We start from the raw sequence: 16,794 nt of genomic DNA on the forward strand, positions 1-16,794 counted from the left end.
TGGGCCTAAAGGCGCACAAACACGCTTACTTCTTGCCTCCGATGCGGCTGCCGAAACGCTTGGTAAAGCGATCGATACGGCCGCCGGTGTCGACGATTTTCTGTTTGCCCGTATAGAACGGGTGACATTCAGAACAAACGTCTACCAGGAAATCTTCGCCCAGAGTGGAGCGGGTCTTGATGGTAGCGCCACAGCTACAAGTAGCTGTCACGTCGGTGTACTTGGGATGCGTATCTGCTTTCATGATCTTGCCTTGTCGTTTTCGTGCCGCCACCCGATCTTTTGCCGGGCACGGAACAACGGTTGATAGAAGGGCGTAAAGGAGCGCGATAGTACCAGAAAATTGCGGCGGCGCAAGTCCCATGACTGGCTCTAGGTTAAAAAGTACCCCGGCGCGTAAGTGTATTGCGGCCTAACCCAAAAAGCCGCTTTATCGCGTCGCCAAATGCGCTATGCTGCCCCACCGCCAGGCCCGAAACGAGGGCCACCAACCGGGACCTCCCAAAAAAAGTGTTAACGAAGGAGACTCAAGCTCCGTCATGGCCGAGCCAGTTTACCTACATCTCGCCCTGCCAACACCGCTGCGACGCCGGTTCGACTATTTGGCACCTGAAGGGACAGATCCAGACGATGTCCGGCGGTGGCCACCGGGCATACGCATTCGGGTGCCTTTCCGAGGTCAGCAGCTGGTAGGCATTTTACTGGAAGTAAGCAATTACTCACAGGTGGCACCCGCACAGCTTCGCCCAGCCCTGGAGCGCTTGGACGAGTCGCCAGTCTGGCCGGAAGAGTTGATGCAGCTGTGCCTTTGGGCGGCCGACTATTACCAGTGCCCCATCGGGGAAGCGTTGCATACAGCGCTGCCAGCACTGCTGCGCCAAGGCGAAGCGACAGACTCTGTTGTGGAACCCGTATGGCAATTGACGACTGAGGGTAAAGGGTTGCCGGAAGGTGCGTTGAAACGCGCGCGCCGTCAGGCCGAACTTCTCGCGGCGTTGCAGACCCGCGCCCAACTCAGCCGGGCGGAGCTTACGCTGCTCGACATACCTCGCAGCGCCATCAAGGCACTGGAAGACAAACACCTGATTGAGAAAGTCCAGCCGGCCCAAAAGGCCATAACCACCGACCTTCTAAGTGAGCAACCGCTCACTCTCAATCCGGAGCAGGCGGAAGCCTTGCGCCAGATTCACCCGGGGCGCTTTCAAGTAAGCCTGCTGGACGGCGCTACTGGCAGCGGCAAGACCGAGGTTTACCTCCAAGCCATTGCTCGCACTCTCGCCGAAGGCCGGCAGGCTCTGGTTCTGGTGCCGGAAATTGGCCTGACTCCGCAAACCCTCTCGCGCTTTCAGCGCCGCTTTGCCCAACCCGTCGTGGCCCTGCATTCCGGGCTAAACGACCGCGAGCGACTGGATGCCTGGTTACAGGCCCGCAGCGGCCGGGCACGCATAGTGATCGGGACTCGCTCGGCCATTTTTACCCCCCTCGCGGATCCCGGCATGATTATCGTCGACGAAGAACACGACGGTTCCTTTAAGCAGCAAGATGGCTTTCGCTACTCGGCGCGGGATCTGGCCGTGGTGCGTGCGCACCGGCTCAACATCCCACTGGTGCTGGGCAGTGCCACGCCAGCGCTGGAAACTCTGCATAACGCCCGCCAGGGGCGCTACCAGTATCTGCGCCTCAGTCAGCGGGCGGGCGGTGCCCGCCCGCCCACCGTAGAGTTACAGGACTTACGCAATCAGACTCTGCATGAGGGCTTCAGCCGGGACTCCCTGGCTGCCATCGCAGCCCAAATTGACATGGGCAATCAGGTGTTGGTGTTCCTCAATCGCCGGGGGTTTGCGCCCACGCTAGAATGCCACCAGTGCGGCTGGCTGGCCGAGTGCCCCCACTGCGACGCGCGCATGACGGTTCACCAACACCCCCGGCACTTACACTGCCATCACTGCGGTCACCAACGGCCTTTGCCCCGTACTTGCCCTTCTTGCCACAGCAGCCAGTTGGAGCCGCTTGGCCAAGGCACAGAACGCAGTGAAGCTGCCCTGCGCCAAAGCTTCCCCCAAGTCCCGGTGGTTCGAGTCGACCGGGATTCCACCCGCCGTAAAAACGCCTTGCGCGATCTGGTGGCTGAAGTGAACAAAGGCGAACCCTGCATTTTGGTGGGCACCCAGATGCTCGCCAAGGGACACCACTTCGCCGACGTCACACTGGTGGTGATCGTGGATGCCGACGCCGGCTTGTTCAGCACCGACTTCCGCGCCCCGGAGCGCATGGGGCAACTGCTGCTGCAGGTGGCGGGAAGAGCCGGGCGGGCTGAAAAGCCCGGGCGGGTCATACTGCAAAGCCACCATATTGATCACCCATTGGTGCAAACGTTGATGTACTCGGGTTATCACGCCTTTGCGGATACGGTGCTACAAGAACGCCAGCAGGGGCGATTACCGCCCTTCCGTCACATGGCGCTGCTACGGGCTGAGTCCAGCCGGCCCGAAAATGCCGTGGAGTTTTTGCGTCTGGCCCTAGCTCGGGCGGAGCGACTGCACGCGTCGGACTCACAGCTGTCTTATCTTGGCCCGCTGCCGGCCATGATGGAAAAACGCGGCAATCGTTTCCGCTACCAACTACACATAAACAGCGCTTCACGGGGCCACTTGCAGAAGCTGCTCACCCAACTGGCGTTGGAGCTGGAGAGCGAAGCCTTGGGCAAGCGGGTTCGGTGGGCAATTGACGTAGATCCTCAGGATATGAGCTAAACTGATTCAGTGCTGCTATCACAGAACTTATTCAGTGGCGCCCTAGTGACGTGCCCGCTTCAACTCATTACAATTGCTGCCAGTTTCCTCGTCCGCGCCCAGTCGCTATGACCCGACCCTTATGACTCGAGATTTCGCCAAAAAAAACCGCCCTGCTGCGCGACGCCATAAACCTCAAAGCCAGGTTCCTGGCTGGGTATGGTTGTTCACGGGCGGCGTCCTTGGAGCATTTATTATGTTCCTGGTGTATCTGGCCGATCTCCCCGAGCAGACCAGCCAAACCGTTGAGAGCGCACCTGTCGCTCAGCACAAACCGGAACCCGAAACCCGAACCATCTCCAAGCCTCGCTTCGACTTTTACAAATTGCTGAAAGAGAGCGAGGTGATTGTTCCCGCCACCGAGCCGGAACCACAACAACGGGAAGCCGCACCCGAACAACAAACGGCCGAGCCGCGCCTTCAAGATCGGGAAGAATTTATCCTGCAGGTGGGTTCATTTCGGCGCAACGATGAGGCTGACCGCTTGCGCGCCCAACTCTTGCTCCTGAACCTAGAGGCCTACACCGAGCAAGTTACCTTGAACAATGACCAGATCTGGCACCGTGTGTTGGTGGGCCCTTTCAACAACCAAAGTCGCCTAGCCAGCGCCCGAGCCACTTTGGTCTCCAACGAGTACAACGCCTTAGTACTCAAGCGCCAAGCTGACCACTAACCGATTGAAGTGGCGCCCTGCACTCGGGTGCCCGCTTGAATTTCACTCCCGCCGCCCCCACCTTGGTTTATCAACTCTTAAACCAAAAGGATGACTTGTGGAACAGTACCGAGGCACCACTATTCTCTCCGTGCGCCGTAAAGGCCAAGTGGTCATCGGCGGAGACGGACAGGTCTCTCTGGGCAACACGATCATGAAGGGCAACGCCCGAAAGGTCCGCCGGTTATACAAAGATCAAGTGATTGCCGGCTTTGCAGGCGGCACCGCCGATGCGTTTACCCTGTTCGAGCGCTTTGAAGCCAAGCTGGATGCCCATGGCGGTCAACTGGTGCGTGCTGCCGTGGAACTGGCGAAAGACTGGCGCACCGATCGCGCTCTGCGCCGACTCGAAGCCCTGCTGGCGGTAGCCAATGAAGAAGCATCGCTGATCATTACCGGTAATGGCGACGTGATCCAGCCGGAAGACGATTTGATTGCCATTGGTTCCGGTGGCGCTTTCGCCCAATCGGCGGCCCGAGCGCTTTTGGACAATACCGATCTGGACGCGCGCAGCATCGTGGAAAAAGGGCTCTCCATCGCCGGCGACATCTGCATCTACACCAATCACAACCACACCATCGAGACCTTGGAATACTGAGGTTTCGGTCAAACGAATTGAGTGCGAGCGACTTATGTCTGATATGACTCCCCGTGAAATAGTCCATGAACTGGACCGGTTTATCATCGGCCAACAGGAAGCCAAAAGAGCCGTCGCCATCGCCTTGCGCAACCGCTGGCGGCGCATGCAAGTGGGCGAAGATTTGCGCGGCGAAATCACCCCCAAGAACATTTTGATGATCGGACCCACGGGCGTGGGCAAAACCGAAATTGCGCGCCGCCTAGCCAAGTTGGCTCAAGCGCCTTTCATTAAAGTGGAAGCCACCAAGTTTACCGAAGTGGGTTATGTGGGCCGCGATGTGGAATCCATCATCCGCGATCTGGTGGACATGTCCATTAAAATGCATCGGGAGCGAGCCCTGAAAACCGTTCAACATCGCGCCGCTGAAGCGGCGGAAGAGCGCATTCTGGATGCACTCCTACCCCCAGCTCGCGGTGCGGAGCGTACCGAAACGGACTCCAGCACCCGGCAGATTTTTCGCAAGAAATTGCGCGAAGGCGAACTGGACGACAAAGAGATTGAGGTGGAGGTTTCCAGCACTCCCGTGGGTGTGGAAATTATGGCTCCGCCCGGCATGGAGGACATGACCAATCAACTTCAGAACATGTTTTCGTCCATCTCCAGCGGCAAAACCAAGAAAACCAAATTGACCGTGAAGAAGGCTTTCAAACAATTAAGTGAAGAGGAAGCGAGCCGACTGGTCAACGACGAAGACATCAAAGCACAAGCGATAGAGTCCGCCGAGCAAAACGGCATCGTATTTCTGGACGAAATCGACAAGGTTACCAAACGCGCCGAGTCCAGCGGCGGCGGTGACGTGTCCCGTGAAGGGGTGCAGCGAGATCTGCTGCCATTGATCGAGGGCTGCACCGTCAGCACCAAGCACGGCATGATCAAAACCGACCACATTCTGTTTATTTCCTCGGGCGCTTTTCATCTCAGCAAGCCATCGGATCTAATCCCGGAACTCCAGGGCCGCCTGCCCATCAGAGTGGAATTGAGCGCGCTGACGCCCGACGACTTTGAACGTATTCTTACTGAACCCAATGCCTCGCTCACGGAACAGCACCAGGCCTTGCTGAATACCGAAGGGGTGAGTCTCAAATTCCAGAAAGACGGCATCCGGCGCATTGCGGAAACCGCCTGGGAAGTCAACGAGCGCACTGAAAACATTGGGGCTCGCCGCCTGCACACTCTGCTGGAACGCCTGCTGGAAGACGTTTCCTTCGACGCCGGCAACGGTGACAAAGACGTGGTGGTCGACGCTGCATATGTGGATGAACACTTGGGCGAACTGGCGAAAAACGAAGATTTAAGCCGCTACATACTTTAATACTCACGGGAGATATGAATCAGGTGGCGGGAACTGAAAAGGGCGTAACACAGCCCAAGCGCATACCAAGCAAAGTTCAGCTGCACCGCAAATCGCGTCAGCTGGAGCTGCAATTCGGTGCGCAAACCTTCCTTTTGGACGCGGAGTATTTGCGGGCTCACTCCACCAGCGCCGAAGTTCGTGGTCACGGCTCCGAGCCGGGGGAGCTACCCAGCGGTAAGCAAGATGTCGCTATCAAGCACGTGGCCGCTGCGGGCAACTATGCGCTGCAACTGGAATTTGACGATGGTCACAACTCCGGCATTTACACCTGGGACTATTTGTACGAACTGGGCGAGAATCAGGCGCGCTACTGGCAAGAGTATCTGGATAAGCTGCACGTTCAAGGCAAGAGCCGAGCACCTGACACCCAGGTGGTGAAATTCATCTGATTTAACTGTGAGGCCTGCCATGAAAACGACCGCTCTGCTTTATCGCCCACTGCTTATCCTGGCGGCAACGCTGCTGCTGAGCGCCTGCGCCAGCACCCGTTACGAGCAGGACTATCACCCGGACACCAATTTCCAAAACTATCAAACTTACGTCTGGCGTTCTGGCGAAGCACAAATTCCCGGCGTGGATATGGCGCGTTTGCAACGCATAGCGCAAGAAGCTTTGGAAGAACAGGGTTTGATTATGGACCCGGAAGCACCTGATTTACTGCTCAGCTTACATGCATTCACGCGACGAACCACCGGGGGATCCCGGGGAGTGGGACTGTCCATTGGGGTGCCTATCGGCCGCAGTGGAACCTTGGGCGTGGGCAGTAGCCGCGCTTTATCGCCTACCGAGCGTCAGGAAGGTGTAATGGTGCTGGATGTGACAGAAACCCGCAGCAACGAGCTAATATGGCGCGGTACGGCTTCGGCCATCCCCTTGGAACACTTCAAGCTGGCGCAGGAAGAGCGGCTCAAGCGCACACTTGACCGCCTGACTCAACAATTTCCCCCGGAATAACGCATTGCTGTCCGTCGCAAGTTCCCTCTTGCTTCTTACTTTTGTGGTTTGAGAAAAGAATGCCAAAGAGTGAGGTTAGGGTGGGGCGTGCAGGGTGAGTGTTCAGCAAGCCTCAAAAGAGGGACCTTTCGGCCGGCGCTCCGGTGAGGCAGCCCCATGGACGACTCACAGGGAAGTGAGGAGTGTCCCGAAGCGTCGGGAGCGCGTAGGGACTGGGTTTACGACGTTTGCTGAACACTCACCCTGCGCGGCCCGAGGGCCAACTTACGAAGTTGCTAATTTGATTATTTATCCCGGACGGCAATGCGGAATAACTCGGACGGGCGGCAGGCTCAACCGCCGCGAATTTTGTTGACGATGCCGCTGGTGGAACAGCTATCGAAAAAGCGCAGGGTATGCACTTCTCCACCTTGAGCCTTGATAATTTCAGCCCCCACGACCTGATCCTTTTCATAATCGCCGCCCTTGGCGAGCACATCCGGCCGAATCAACGTTAACAGGCGTTCCGGCGTGTCGTCGCCAAAACTCACCACCCAATCCACAGATTCCAGACCAGCCAAAACCGCCATTCGACGCTCTATGGGATTGATGGGGCGCCCCTCCCCTTTGAGCCGACGAATAGAATCATCGTCGTTTACCGCCACAATGAGTCTGTCGCCCAGCTTGCGGGCTTCTTCCAGGTAGCCCACATGGCCAGCGTGAATAATGTCAAAGCAACCGTTGGTGAACACAATGCGCTCGCCACGTGACTGGGCGTCTTCCAACACCAACAGCAATTGCTCTTCAGTCACCACGCCCCGCTCAACGCCCGCCTCCTGAAAAAGCGCACGCCGCAGCTCGGGAGCGCTGACCGTGGCGGTGCCGAGCTTGGCCACCACCAGCCCAGCCGCGAGATTGGCCAGGGCCATCGCCTGGGGAAGGGATTGTCCTGCAGCCACAGCCGCCGCCAGTACCGCAATTACCGTATCGCCAGCGCCGGTAACGTCATACACTTCCCGCGCTCTGGCGGGAAGATGTAGCTCCGGCTTACCTGGCCGCAACAAACTCATGCCCTGCTCGCCGCGAGTAATGAGTAAGGCGCCTATGTCCAACTGCTCCATCAAAGCAGTGCTTTTGCGGACCAATTCCTGCTCACTGCGACACGGGCCGACGATTTCTTCTAATTCCTGAAGGTTGGGCGTGAGCACGTCCGCGCCCCGGTAGCGGCTGAAATCGCGCCCTTTGGGGTCTATCAGAACCGGTACCTTGTGACGGCGCGCCAGGGCAATCAGCGCTTGGCAGTCGTGCAGGCTACCCTTGGCATAATCGGAAAGGACCAGAGCATTCACCTTAGGCATGAGTACCGTGGCTTTGGCCAGAAAATCGCTGCTGTCGGAGGGCTCAAACTCGTCTTCGAAATCCATGCGGATGAGCTGCTGATGACGACTGATCACCCGCAGCTTGGTAACCGTCGGCTTGCCCTCTGATACTTGCAGCTCAGCATTGATGCCGGCAGCCGCCAAACGGCTGCTGAGCGAAAGTCCGGCGCTATCGTCACCGACCACGCCGATCAATGAAGCGCCCGCACCCAAGGCGGCAATATTGAGGCTGACGTTTCCAGCACCGCCTGGCCGATCGTCTTCCTGCCCAACTTTGAAAACCGGCACTGGAGCTTCGGGGGAAATGCGCGAGGTGCTGCCGTGCCAATAACGATCCAAGATCACGTCGCCCACAACCAGGATCTGAGTTTGGTCGAAGGATGGCATGGTCAAGTGCATAAAACTTCCTTTTCGTATAATGGGAGCCGCTAGGCCCCCGAGTCGTCCACGTCGGGGGTGGGCTCATCCCGAAACTGGAGTGCGTGCAGGCGCGCGTATTGGCCTCCGGCAGCCAGCAGCTCCTGATGGCTGCCCTGCTCCAGAATTCGACCCTCGCCCATGACCACAATGCGGTCCGCACTCTCTACAGTGGATAGCCGGTGAGCCACCACAAAGGTGGTGCGCCCGCGCATCACATACTCCAAAGCGGACTGGATGTAGCGTTCAGACTCAGTGTCGAGCGCAGAAGTTGCCTCGTCCAGAATCAAAATGGGCGCATCTTTTAATATCGCCCGGGCAATGGCCAACCGTTGTCGCTGCCCGCCCGACAAGCGCGTACCGCTCTCGCCAATCATGGTATCGAAACCATTGGGCAACTGCTCAATAAATTCAGTGGCGTTGGCGGCGTCGGCGGCGCGTCGGATTGCCTCAAAGTCGGTGCCCGCTAAGGCGCCGTAGGCAATATTTCCCGCCACCGTATCGTTAAACAGAATCACATTTTGGTTCACCAGGGCGATTTGCTGGCGCAGGTTGTCCAGTGCGTAATCCGACAGGGGTACACCGTCCAGACAGATTTGCCCACTCGTGGGGTCGTAAAATCGCCCGAGCAAGCTCACCAAGGTGGTCTTGCCGCTACCCGAGCGCCCCACCAGAGCGACTACTTCACCCGGTTTCACATCCAGGCTGATGTCCTTCAAGGCAAGCTGGTCGTCTCGCCCATAGCCGAAACTGAGCTGTTCAAAGCGCACCGCGCCTTTGACTCTCTCCACCCGGTACTCGCCCGTATCCCGCTCCGGTGGTTCATCCAGTAGCTGGAAGATACTGTCCGCCGCTGCCACACCTTTTTGAATGGTGGGTACCACTTCACTGAGCTGGCGCATAGGCTTGAGAATCATACCCGCGGCGATAAAGTAAGCCACGAAAGCGCCGGGAGATTCGATTTCCATAATGCTCAGGGCCACCCACAACAACAGGCCCATGGCAACCGCCACCAGCATCTGCAAAATCGGGGTGTTGAGGGACGCCGTCAGAACAATCTTCATATTTTGCAGATAGTTACGCCAGCTGGCCTCCGCAAAACGTCGTCTTTCGTAGCCTTCACCGCCGAAACTGCGCATCACCCGGTAGCCGTTGATCATCTCAGAAGAAACCTGGGTTATATCGCCCATACTGTGCTGGACCTGCGCGCTGAGGCGCCGCAGGCGTTTGCCCACGTAACCAACCAATACCGCAATCAGTGGCGTAACTAACAACAACAGCAGTGTCAGCATCCAATCTTTATAGAGCAGGTATACCAACAGAGCCAAGACAGTGGCACCTTCACGCACCAGGGTTTTCAAGGCGTCCGAGGCGGCCGTGGTCACCCCGTTGACGTTGTAGGTGATTACGGACATCAGATGTCCGCTGCTGTGACTGTCAAAATAGTCTCCGGGTAAAGTGGTCATGTGGTTAAACAGCTGCAAACGCAGTGTGTGTACTACTCCGAAGGAGACGCGGGAAATAAAGTAGTTGCCCACAAAGGCGCCCAGGCTGCGCACCAGGACGATGCCCATGATAATCAGAGAGGGCATATAAGCGGGGCCGGCATCCCGCTCGTTAATGAAGTCCAGCAGGTACTCCATGAACTGTGCCATGGCAGGCTGGGCGGCGGAGTAGATAACGAAACCGAGGATGCTCAGGGAGAAAATGCCCCAGTAGGGTTTCAGGTAACCCAGGAGCCTTAAATACACTTTGAGTGATGCGGCGTCGGTCTGGCGGACTTCGTCCGTCAACGGTGTGGGAGCTGGCTCACTCATGACGCGAGGGTTCCTCCGATCCCGCCTGGCGGGTCAGCACCCAAAGTTCTGCGTACTTGGCAAAGGTGGCATGGGACATCAACATAGCCAGCAGGAAGCCCGCGCGGCCATCGAGAAATCCGCGCCGCAGCAGGTACATTCGCAAGAAACAGAACAGACTGTGCGTCACTGCCGAGCCCAAAGAGCCGCGTTGGCCCCGGTCAGCTCGCTCTCGAGCCCACTCTTCCGCATAATGAGCCGCTTTTTGCATTTGATGCCGCACATTGTCGTACACGTAATGCAGCATGACGCCGTCAAGACGGCGCTGAGGCAAATTGTTGGGGTTGCGCAGGCGCTCGTGGACCCGGGTGGAATCGTAATTGGCCTGACCGCGCGGGTAGAGCCTAGGCACCCAGTCCGGGTGCATGGCTGAGTGACGAATGTAGCGTCCGTAGCACCAGCAGAGCCGGTTCACCTCGTAGACAGCGGGCCCTTGAGTAATCGCCTGGCGGATGCTGGCTTGAAGCTCGGGCGTGACCCGCTCGTCAGCGTCGATGGCTAGGATCCAATCGCTGGTGGCCAGGGCTTCGGCCCGACAGCGCTGGGCGCCAAAGCCCTCCCAGTCGGTGCGCACTTCCACTCGCGCCCCGGCAGCCTCGGCAATTTCCCGGCTGCGGTCGTCGCTGCCACCGTCGAGCACGATGATTTCATCCACCCAGTCTAAGCTCTTCAGACACGCAGCCAACTTCCGCTCTTCGTTCTTGACGATCAAGACAGCGGAGATGGAATGCTCGGACTTGGATGTGGTGCGGGGTACCGTCATAAAAATCTGCCCACCCGGGGGCTTGGCGGGCGGGCCTCGCGGGCCCGCCTCCGACTGATCAATCAGCGACCGGCGCGAGCCAGTCACTGTGCGCAGGCAATTCGCCCTTTACGGCGCGGAAATACAGCGTTTGCAATTCAGTGGTGATGGGGCCGCGGCGACCTTCACCGATGATGCGCCCGTCCAATTCCCGAATGGGTAAAACTTCCGCCGCCGTGCCGGTGAAAAAGGCTTCGTCCGCGACGTAGACCTCGTCCCGGGTGATGCGTTTTTCACGCACTTCGTAGCCGCAGTCCGCCGCCAGTTGAAAGATGGTGTTGCGGGTAATACCGTCGAGACACGAGGTGAGTTCCGGCGTGTAAATGACGCCGTCACGCACAAAAAACACGTTCTCGCCACTGCCTTCGGCCACATAACCTTCGTTGTCCAACAACAAGGCTTCTTCACAACCGCTGTCAATGGCTTCCTGCAACGCCAAAAGGGAATTGATGTAATTCCCGTTGGCTTTCGCCTTACACATGGTGATATTGACATGGTGGCGTGTGTAGCTGGAGGTACGCACTTTAATGCCCAGGTCGCGAGCCTCCGGGGACATGTACGTGGGCCAGTGCCAGGCGGCAACCATGACGTGAACACGCAGGTTGTCGGCGCGCAGCCCCATACCTTCAGAACCGTAAAACGCCATGGGCCGCAAGTAGCTTTCCTGAAGGCCGTTCTCGCGCACCACCAGTTTATGGGCGGCATTGAGCTCGTCTTTCGAGTAGGGCATCTTCATGCGCATGATATGCGCAGAGCGGAACAGACGGTCGGTGTGCTCGCGCAGCCGAAATATACACGTTCCACGATCAGCGCTCTGGTAGGCGCGCACCCCTTCGAACACGCCCATGCCGTAATGCAGGGTGTGGGTGAGCACATGCACCCGCGCATCGCGCCAGGGCACCAATTCGCCATCCAACCAGATAACGCCGTCGCGATCGGCAAATGACATAGCCAACTCCTAGAAAACAAATCAGTATAAGTAACGGCGGCGCCCGGACCAAAATGCCCGATCAGGGATGGGTTTCCAGCAGTTGCCGCCACAGGCCAGTTACAATTTTACGCTCGTCGACGAAGTGTTCGTCGCCCTGCAATACGGCCTCCTGACGCTGTAGCGCGAGGCGGTGGCCGACAGATCGATACGCTTTGTAGGCGTCGATCAATTGAGCTACGTGTTTGCTGCTCAACAGGCCGGAATTCTCCAAGGCGCCGAGGATACGAATGTTGTCCGTATACTCGACCAGCTCGGGCTTTTCAGCGGCCCAAGCTAAAACGGCGTATTGAACCATAAATTCAATATCGACGATACCACCCGGATCCTGTTTCAAATGAAACTGGCCGTCCGGATCGCGGCTGGCTAGGTGCTCCCGCATTTTTTCTCGCATCGCCAGCACTTCTTTGCGCAGCGAATCCTGGTCGCGCTCCTGACCCAGGACATTCGCTCGGACGCGGTTAAACTCCTTGGCCAAGGTGTCCGCACCAGCGACCACCCGCGCGCGCACCAAAGCCTGATGCTCCCAGGTCCAGGCATCGTTTCTTTGGTATTTTTCAAAACCCTTTAGCGAAGATACCAGCATGCCGGAATCGCCTGAGGGCCGCAGGCGCATATCCACTTCGTAGAGCTTACCCGAGGGCGTCTGGGTATTCAGAATGTGGATAATGCGCTGTCCCAAACGGGTGTAAAAAGTCAGGTTGTCCAGGGACTTTTGCCCATCAGTACTCAGGCTGGCTTCGGCGTTGTGAATGAACACCAAGTCCAGATCCGAACCGTGCCCCAGCTCGATGCCACCCAATTTACCGTAGCCCACAATCAAAAATTCGGGATTCTGATCCACGCTGCCATCGTCTCGACCGGGACGTCCGTGACGGGCCACCAGCTGCTCCCACGCCAGCGCCAACACATGCTCCAGAATTACCTCAGCTAGATGCGTCAGGTAGTCACTGACTTTCATAAGCGGCAGGGCTCCGGTGACTTCGCTGGCGGCGACACGCAGAGCGTGTGCAGAGCGGAAGTAGCGGAGCGTTTCCATATGGCCTTCGAGGTCATCCCAACCCAGGCGCAAGACCTCGCGCCGCAATTCGTCCCGCAGCTCATCTTTGCCCGGGGGAGCGTAAAGGCTCTCGGGCGTTAGGAGTTCGTCCAGCAGGGCGGGGTAATGCGCCAGCTGGTCGGCAATCCAGGGGCTGGCCGCACACAGGTGCACCAGTTGATCCAGGGCGGTGGGATTTTCTTTTAACAATACCAGGTAAGCGCTGCGCCGAGCCACAGACTCAATTAAAGGCGTGATTCGAGCCAGGGTTTCCGCGGCTTGGTCAGTGCCCTGCAGCAAGGTGGAGAACAACCGGGGCATAAAGCTGTCCAGTCGCTCGCGACTGCTGGCTTGCATGGAGAGCACACGTCGATTGTTGCGCAGGGCTTCTACCAGCTCCAGCAGCCTTTCGGGCTGCTCACAACGGTGCTGCCGAAGTGTCTCCAGCGCCTCCTCGCCCTCAAGCGTGCCCTCCCAGAGGGCTAGCCAGGTATGCAGGTGCGTATCGTCGGGGCTCTCCTCCTGCTCTGGATCGGCAATCACATCCCGAAACTCGCCAGCAACGCGCTCCCGGTGCCGGCCTAGCTCTGAGTTAAAGGCGTCCCAGTTCTCATACCCCATGACCCAAGCCAAGCGCAACTGGCCCAGCTCATCGCCAGGAAGAGCCTGAGTCTGGCGATCCTGATAGCCCTGCAGGGCGTGCTCGGTGTTACGCAGAAACTCGTAGGCCTCCAGAAGTGCCGAACCACTGCCCTCGGGCAGATACCCCTCGCGCTCCAGCACCGGCAGCAGCTTGCGCACTTGACGTTCACGCAGGTGAGGTTCCCGGCCGCCACGTATTAACTGGAACACCTGCACGACGAATTCCACTTCCCGAATACCGCCCTCGCCCAACTTGACGTCCAAGTGCATACCGCGGCGTTGCACCTGCCGGCCAATCAAGCCCTTCATGGCGCGCAGGGATTCAATAACACTGAAGTCGATATACTGGCGATAGGTAAACGGCGCCATCAATGACATTAAATCGGCGGCGGCCTGCTCAGAGTGCTCTCCACCCACAGCCGCAACCGGTCGGGCCTTGATCATGGCGTAGCGCTCCCAGTCGCGCCCCTGACTTTGGTAATAGTCCTCCATGGCATCGTAGTTGAGCACCAAGGCGCCGCTCTGGCCGTGCGGGCGCAGGCGCATATCGACGCGAAAGACAAAGCCATCGGCCGTGGGCGCGTCCAGGCTTTTAATGAGCTTTTGCCCCAGACGAACGAAAAACTCCTGGTTGCTTAAGGATTTATTCGCGCCTTGAGTTTCTCCGCTTTCAGGGTAGGCAAAAATCAGATCAATGTCAGAGGAGACATTGAGCTCCCGCGCACCCAACTTGCCCATGCCCAAAACCACCATTGCCTGCGCTTGGCCGCTCTCCTCACCCACTGGCATTCCCCACCGCTCGACCAGGTGGCGGTAGTGGAAGGCCAGCGCCTGCTGAATAGCGGTGTCGGCAAAACAGGACAGCTCAGTGGTGGTGTCATTCAAGGTCGCAATGCGATTCAGGTCCCGCCAAACAATACGCACCATGGCTCTCTGGCGGTGCCAGCGCAGGCAGTGCTCCAAGTCCGCCTCGGTTTCGCACTTGCTGACGGCGGCTTCCAGAGCGGGGTAACCCGCATCCGTCAGCGGTGTAAACAAATCGCCACTGCTGATCAGATCCAGCAGCAATTCTGGATTGACCGTGCAGGTTTTCGCGATGTATTCGCTGGCCGCAAACGCCCGCGTGAGTTGATGGTTAAACTCTTTGGGCTCTATGGCACCGCCCAAGCACTGCTCGGGGGACTCGAGTTCTTTCTCAGACAGACTGCGGGCAAATTCTTCCACAAGGCGCCGGACAGTTGGGCGCAGCGCCTCCGGCAATAAAGACTCTTCCAGCATGCTTTCCTTCACAATAGTAACCTTAGCGTTCACGCTCCGGTGGAGGCGCGACGCGCATGACTTCTTCCAAAGTGGTCAGACCCGCTGCAACTTTCTGCGCGCCCGATAGACGCAGGGTGCGCATGCCTTCACGCATGGCCTGACGGCGTAGTTCCTGTAAGCTGCCACCATCGCCGACTTTGTCTTTGACTGTCTCAGACAATAACAGGATCTCGTAGAGCCCTTGTCGACCCAAATACCCGGTGTCCCGACACTCCAGACAACCCACCGGCCGGTAAATCTTTTGCGGGCGAGCGACTTTCCAGGGCGCGACCAGTTGCTCCCAATCGGCCGCACTGATTTCTCCCACTTCTTTACAGTGTGGGCACAATGTCCGCACTAACCTCTGGGCCATCACGCCCAACAAGGTGGCGTTGATCAAGTAGGAGGGAATGCCCAGATCAAGCAGCCGCGCGACAGTCGAAGGGGCATCGTTGGTGTGCACGGTGGACAATACCAAATGACCGGTGAGAGCCGCCTGCACGGCCATCTGCGCGGTTTCCAGATCCCGGATCTCCCCCACCATAATGACATCCGGATCCTGACGCATCAGTGTGCGAATGCCAGCCGCAAAGTCCAGGCCGATTTTGTGGTGCACCTGAGTTTGATTGAAGTGCTCTTCCACCATTTCAATGGGGTCTTCAATAGTGCTGACGTTAACTTCGTCGGTCGCAATTTGGCGCAAGGAGGAATACAGGGTGGTCGTTTTACCGGAACCCGTCGGACCGGTGACCAAAACAATGCCGTTGGGTCGGTCCAGCATATTCCGCCAGCGCTGGTAGTCGTCCCCCACCAGGCCTAGGTCGGTAAAGCTGCGCAACAGCACATCCGGATCGAAAATCCTCAGCACCATTTTTTCACCGAACGCGGTGGGCAGAGTCGATAGCCGCAGCTCCACCTCACTGTCATCACTGCGACGGGTTTTGATCCGCCCATCCTGCGGCTTGCGCTTCTCGGCAATATTCATGCGAGCCAGCACTTTGAACCGACTGGTCACCGCCACAGCCACATTCGCCGGCAATTCGTAGACATGGTGAAGCACGCCGTCGATGCGAAAACGTACCCGCCCCACTTCTCGTCGCGGCTCAAGATGAATATCGCTGGCACGCTGGTCGTAGGCGTATTGCAATAACCAGTCGACAATTTTCACGATGTGCTGATCGTTGGCTTCCGGGTCGTCACTCAAACTACCCAAATCCACCAACTGCTCGAAATTGGTAGCCACGCTGCCACCCGAGCCGCTACTGGCTCGATTCACCGAGCGAGCCAGCGTGTAGAATTCGACGGTGTGACGCTCAATATCAGCCGGGTTGGCCAAAACACGTTTTACAGGCCGACGGGCCACATGCTCCAGCTGCGGCTCCCAACCGGTAACAAAAGGTTGCGTGCAAGCGACCACCACCTCTTCACTGGTCACGTCAACGCAAAGAATGCCATGGCGCTTGGCAAAGGCGTAGGACATGATTTCCGTGACCCGCGGGACATCGACCTTCAGCGGATCAATATGCACCACCGGCAAGCCGGCGCTTTTCGATAGCCAATGGGTGAGGCGCTCGCCGTCCAGAACCTTACCGGGCCGAGCGGGATCTTCGAACCCTTGGCTAGCGATATAAGCCAACGGGTGCATTTGCGCCTGCTCCCGGTTGCGAGGGCTGCCCAACAGGACATTGGCGTCTTCCTGCTTCATCAGCCCTTCGGACACCAAATCGTTGACCAGGCTGCGCAGGTCGAGCACGCGGTCGGACGCGTTTGTTAGTGGCATAGGCGGGTAATCTCACCAAGAACTGTGCTTGGATTGTAGCCTGTCTGCAGCGCGGATTGCACGAAACTGACGAAATGTGCGAACTGGTTTAAGGACGCGCGGACGATTCGGCCCCTGCCCAAGGCAAGCGCCCTGTATTACACTGCCGACACGAGCCGCAA

The 16,794-nt window shown here is 58.1% G+C and carries 13 protein-coding genes; 6 read left to right on the forward strand and 7 right to left on the reverse strand.

Annotated elements, in window-relative coordinates:
• Positions 1 to 25: 25 nt before the first annotated feature.
• Positions 26 to 244: a 50S ribosomal protein L31 gene (gene rpmE, locus RBH33_RS07420; protein WP_306731522.1), complete on the reverse strand. Its 219-nt coding sequence runs from the start codon at positions 242 to 244 to the stop codon at positions 26 to 28.
• Positions 245 to 539: 295 nt separating this feature from the next.
• On the opposite strand from rpmE, the gene RBH33_RS07425 reads away from it, so the two are divergent.
• The 6 genes from RBH33_RS07425 (at position 540) to RBH33_RS07450 (ending at position 6,452) form a co-directional block, all read left to right on the forward strand.
• Complete coding sequence (locus RBH33_RS07425; protein ID WP_306731523.1) at positions 540 to 2,753, forward strand: primosomal protein N'; 2,214 nt, start codon at positions 540 to 542, stop codon at positions 2,751 to 2,753.
• Positions 2,754 to 2,988: 235 nt separating this feature from the next.
• Positions 2,989 to 3,465 carry an SPOR domain-containing protein gene (locus tag RBH33_RS07430; RefSeq protein ID WP_306731524.1) on the forward strand — a complete coding sequence of 159 codons (477 nt, stop codon included), beginning with the start codon at positions 2,989 to 2,991 and terminating at the stop codon, positions 3,463 to 3,465.
• Positions 3,466 to 3,562: 97 nt separating this feature from the next.
• Positions 3,563 to 4,102 carry an ATP-dependent protease subunit HslV gene (gene hslV / locus RBH33_RS07435; protein ID WP_306731525.1) on the forward strand — a complete coding sequence of 180 codons (540 nt, stop codon included), beginning with the start codon at positions 3,563 to 3,565 and terminating at the stop codon, positions 4,100 to 4,102.
• A 34-nt stretch (positions 4,103 to 4,136) separates the two neighbouring features.
• The gene (gene hslU, locus RBH33_RS07440; RefSeq protein ID WP_306731526.1) at positions 4,137 to 5,456 is read left to right on the forward strand and encodes an ATP-dependent protease ATPase subunit HslU; all 1,320 of its coding nucleotides are present in this window, start codon (positions 4,137 to 4,139) and stop codon (positions 5,454 to 5,456) included.
• 23 nt (positions 5,457 to 5,479) lie between these two features.
• Complete coding sequence (locus RBH33_RS07445; protein ID WP_306731527.1) at positions 5,480 to 5,887, forward strand: gamma-butyrobetaine hydroxylase family protein; 408 nt, start codon at positions 5,480 to 5,482, stop codon at positions 5,885 to 5,887.
• A gap of 19 nt (positions 5,888 to 5,906) precedes the next feature.
• Entirely contained in the window at positions 5,907 to 6,452 is a 546-nt protein-coding gene (locus tag RBH33_RS07450) for a DUF4136 domain-containing protein (RefSeq protein WP_306731528.1), read from the forward strand.
• A gap of 332 nt (positions 6,453 to 6,784) precedes the next feature.
• Here the strand turns inward: RBH33_RS07450 and hldE are convergent, their stop codons facing one another.
• From hldE to tfpB, 6 genes are all read right to left on the reverse strand, one after another.
• The gene (hldE, locus tag RBH33_RS07455; RefSeq protein WP_306731529.1) at positions 6,785 to 8,209 is read right to left on the reverse strand and encodes a bifunctional D-glycero-beta-D-manno-heptose-7-phosphate kinase/D-glycero-beta-D-manno-heptose 1-phosphate adenylyltransferase HldE; all 1,425 of its coding nucleotides are present in this window, start codon (positions 8,207 to 8,209) and stop codon (positions 6,785 to 6,787) included.
• A gap of 29 nt (positions 8,210 to 8,238) precedes the next feature.
• A complete protein-coding gene (gene msbA / locus RBH33_RS07460; RefSeq protein WP_306731530.1) occupies positions 8,239 to 10,044 on the reverse strand; it encodes a lipid A export permease/ATP-binding protein MsbA in 1,806 nt (601 codons plus the stop codon).
• Positions 10,037 to 10,846, reverse strand: coding sequence for a glycosyltransferase family 2 protein (locus RBH33_RS07465; protein ID WP_306731531.1), 810 nt, complete (start codon positions 10,844 to 10,846; stop codon positions 10,037 to 10,039). The genes msbA and RBH33_RS07465 overlap by 8 nt, the downstream gene beginning before the upstream one ends.
• 58 nt (positions 10,847 to 10,904) lie before the next feature.
• The gene (locus tag RBH33_RS07470) at positions 10,905 to 11,834 is read right to left on the reverse strand and encodes a branched-chain amino acid transaminase (protein WP_306731532.1); all 930 of its coding nucleotides are present in this window, start codon (positions 11,832 to 11,834) and stop codon (positions 10,905 to 10,907) included.
• A 61-nt stretch (positions 11,835 to 11,895) separates the two neighbouring features.
• Positions 11,896 to 14,832 carry a bifunctional [glutamate--ammonia ligase]-adenylyl-L-tyrosine phosphorylase/[glutamate--ammonia-ligase] adenylyltransferase gene (gene glnE, locus RBH33_RS07475; RefSeq protein WP_373568246.1) on the reverse strand — a complete coding sequence of 979 codons (2,937 nt, stop codon included), beginning with the start codon at positions 14,830 to 14,832 and terminating at the stop codon, positions 11,896 to 11,898.
• Between the two features lie 22 nt (positions 14,833 to 14,854).
• Positions 14,855 to 16,633: a type IV pilus assembly ATPase TfpB gene (gene tfpB, locus RBH33_RS07480; protein WP_306731534.1), complete on the reverse strand. Its 1,779-nt coding sequence runs from the start codon at positions 16,631 to 16,633 to the stop codon at positions 14,855 to 14,857.
• Between the last annotated feature and the right edge of the window lie 161 nt (positions 16,634 to 16,794).

The organism is Marinimicrobium hydrolyticum, from assembly GCF_030848505.1.
In the GTDB taxonomy this organism is placed as follows: domain Bacteria; phylum Pseudomonadota; class Gammaproteobacteria; order Pseudomonadales; family Cellvibrionaceae; genus JAVDDU01.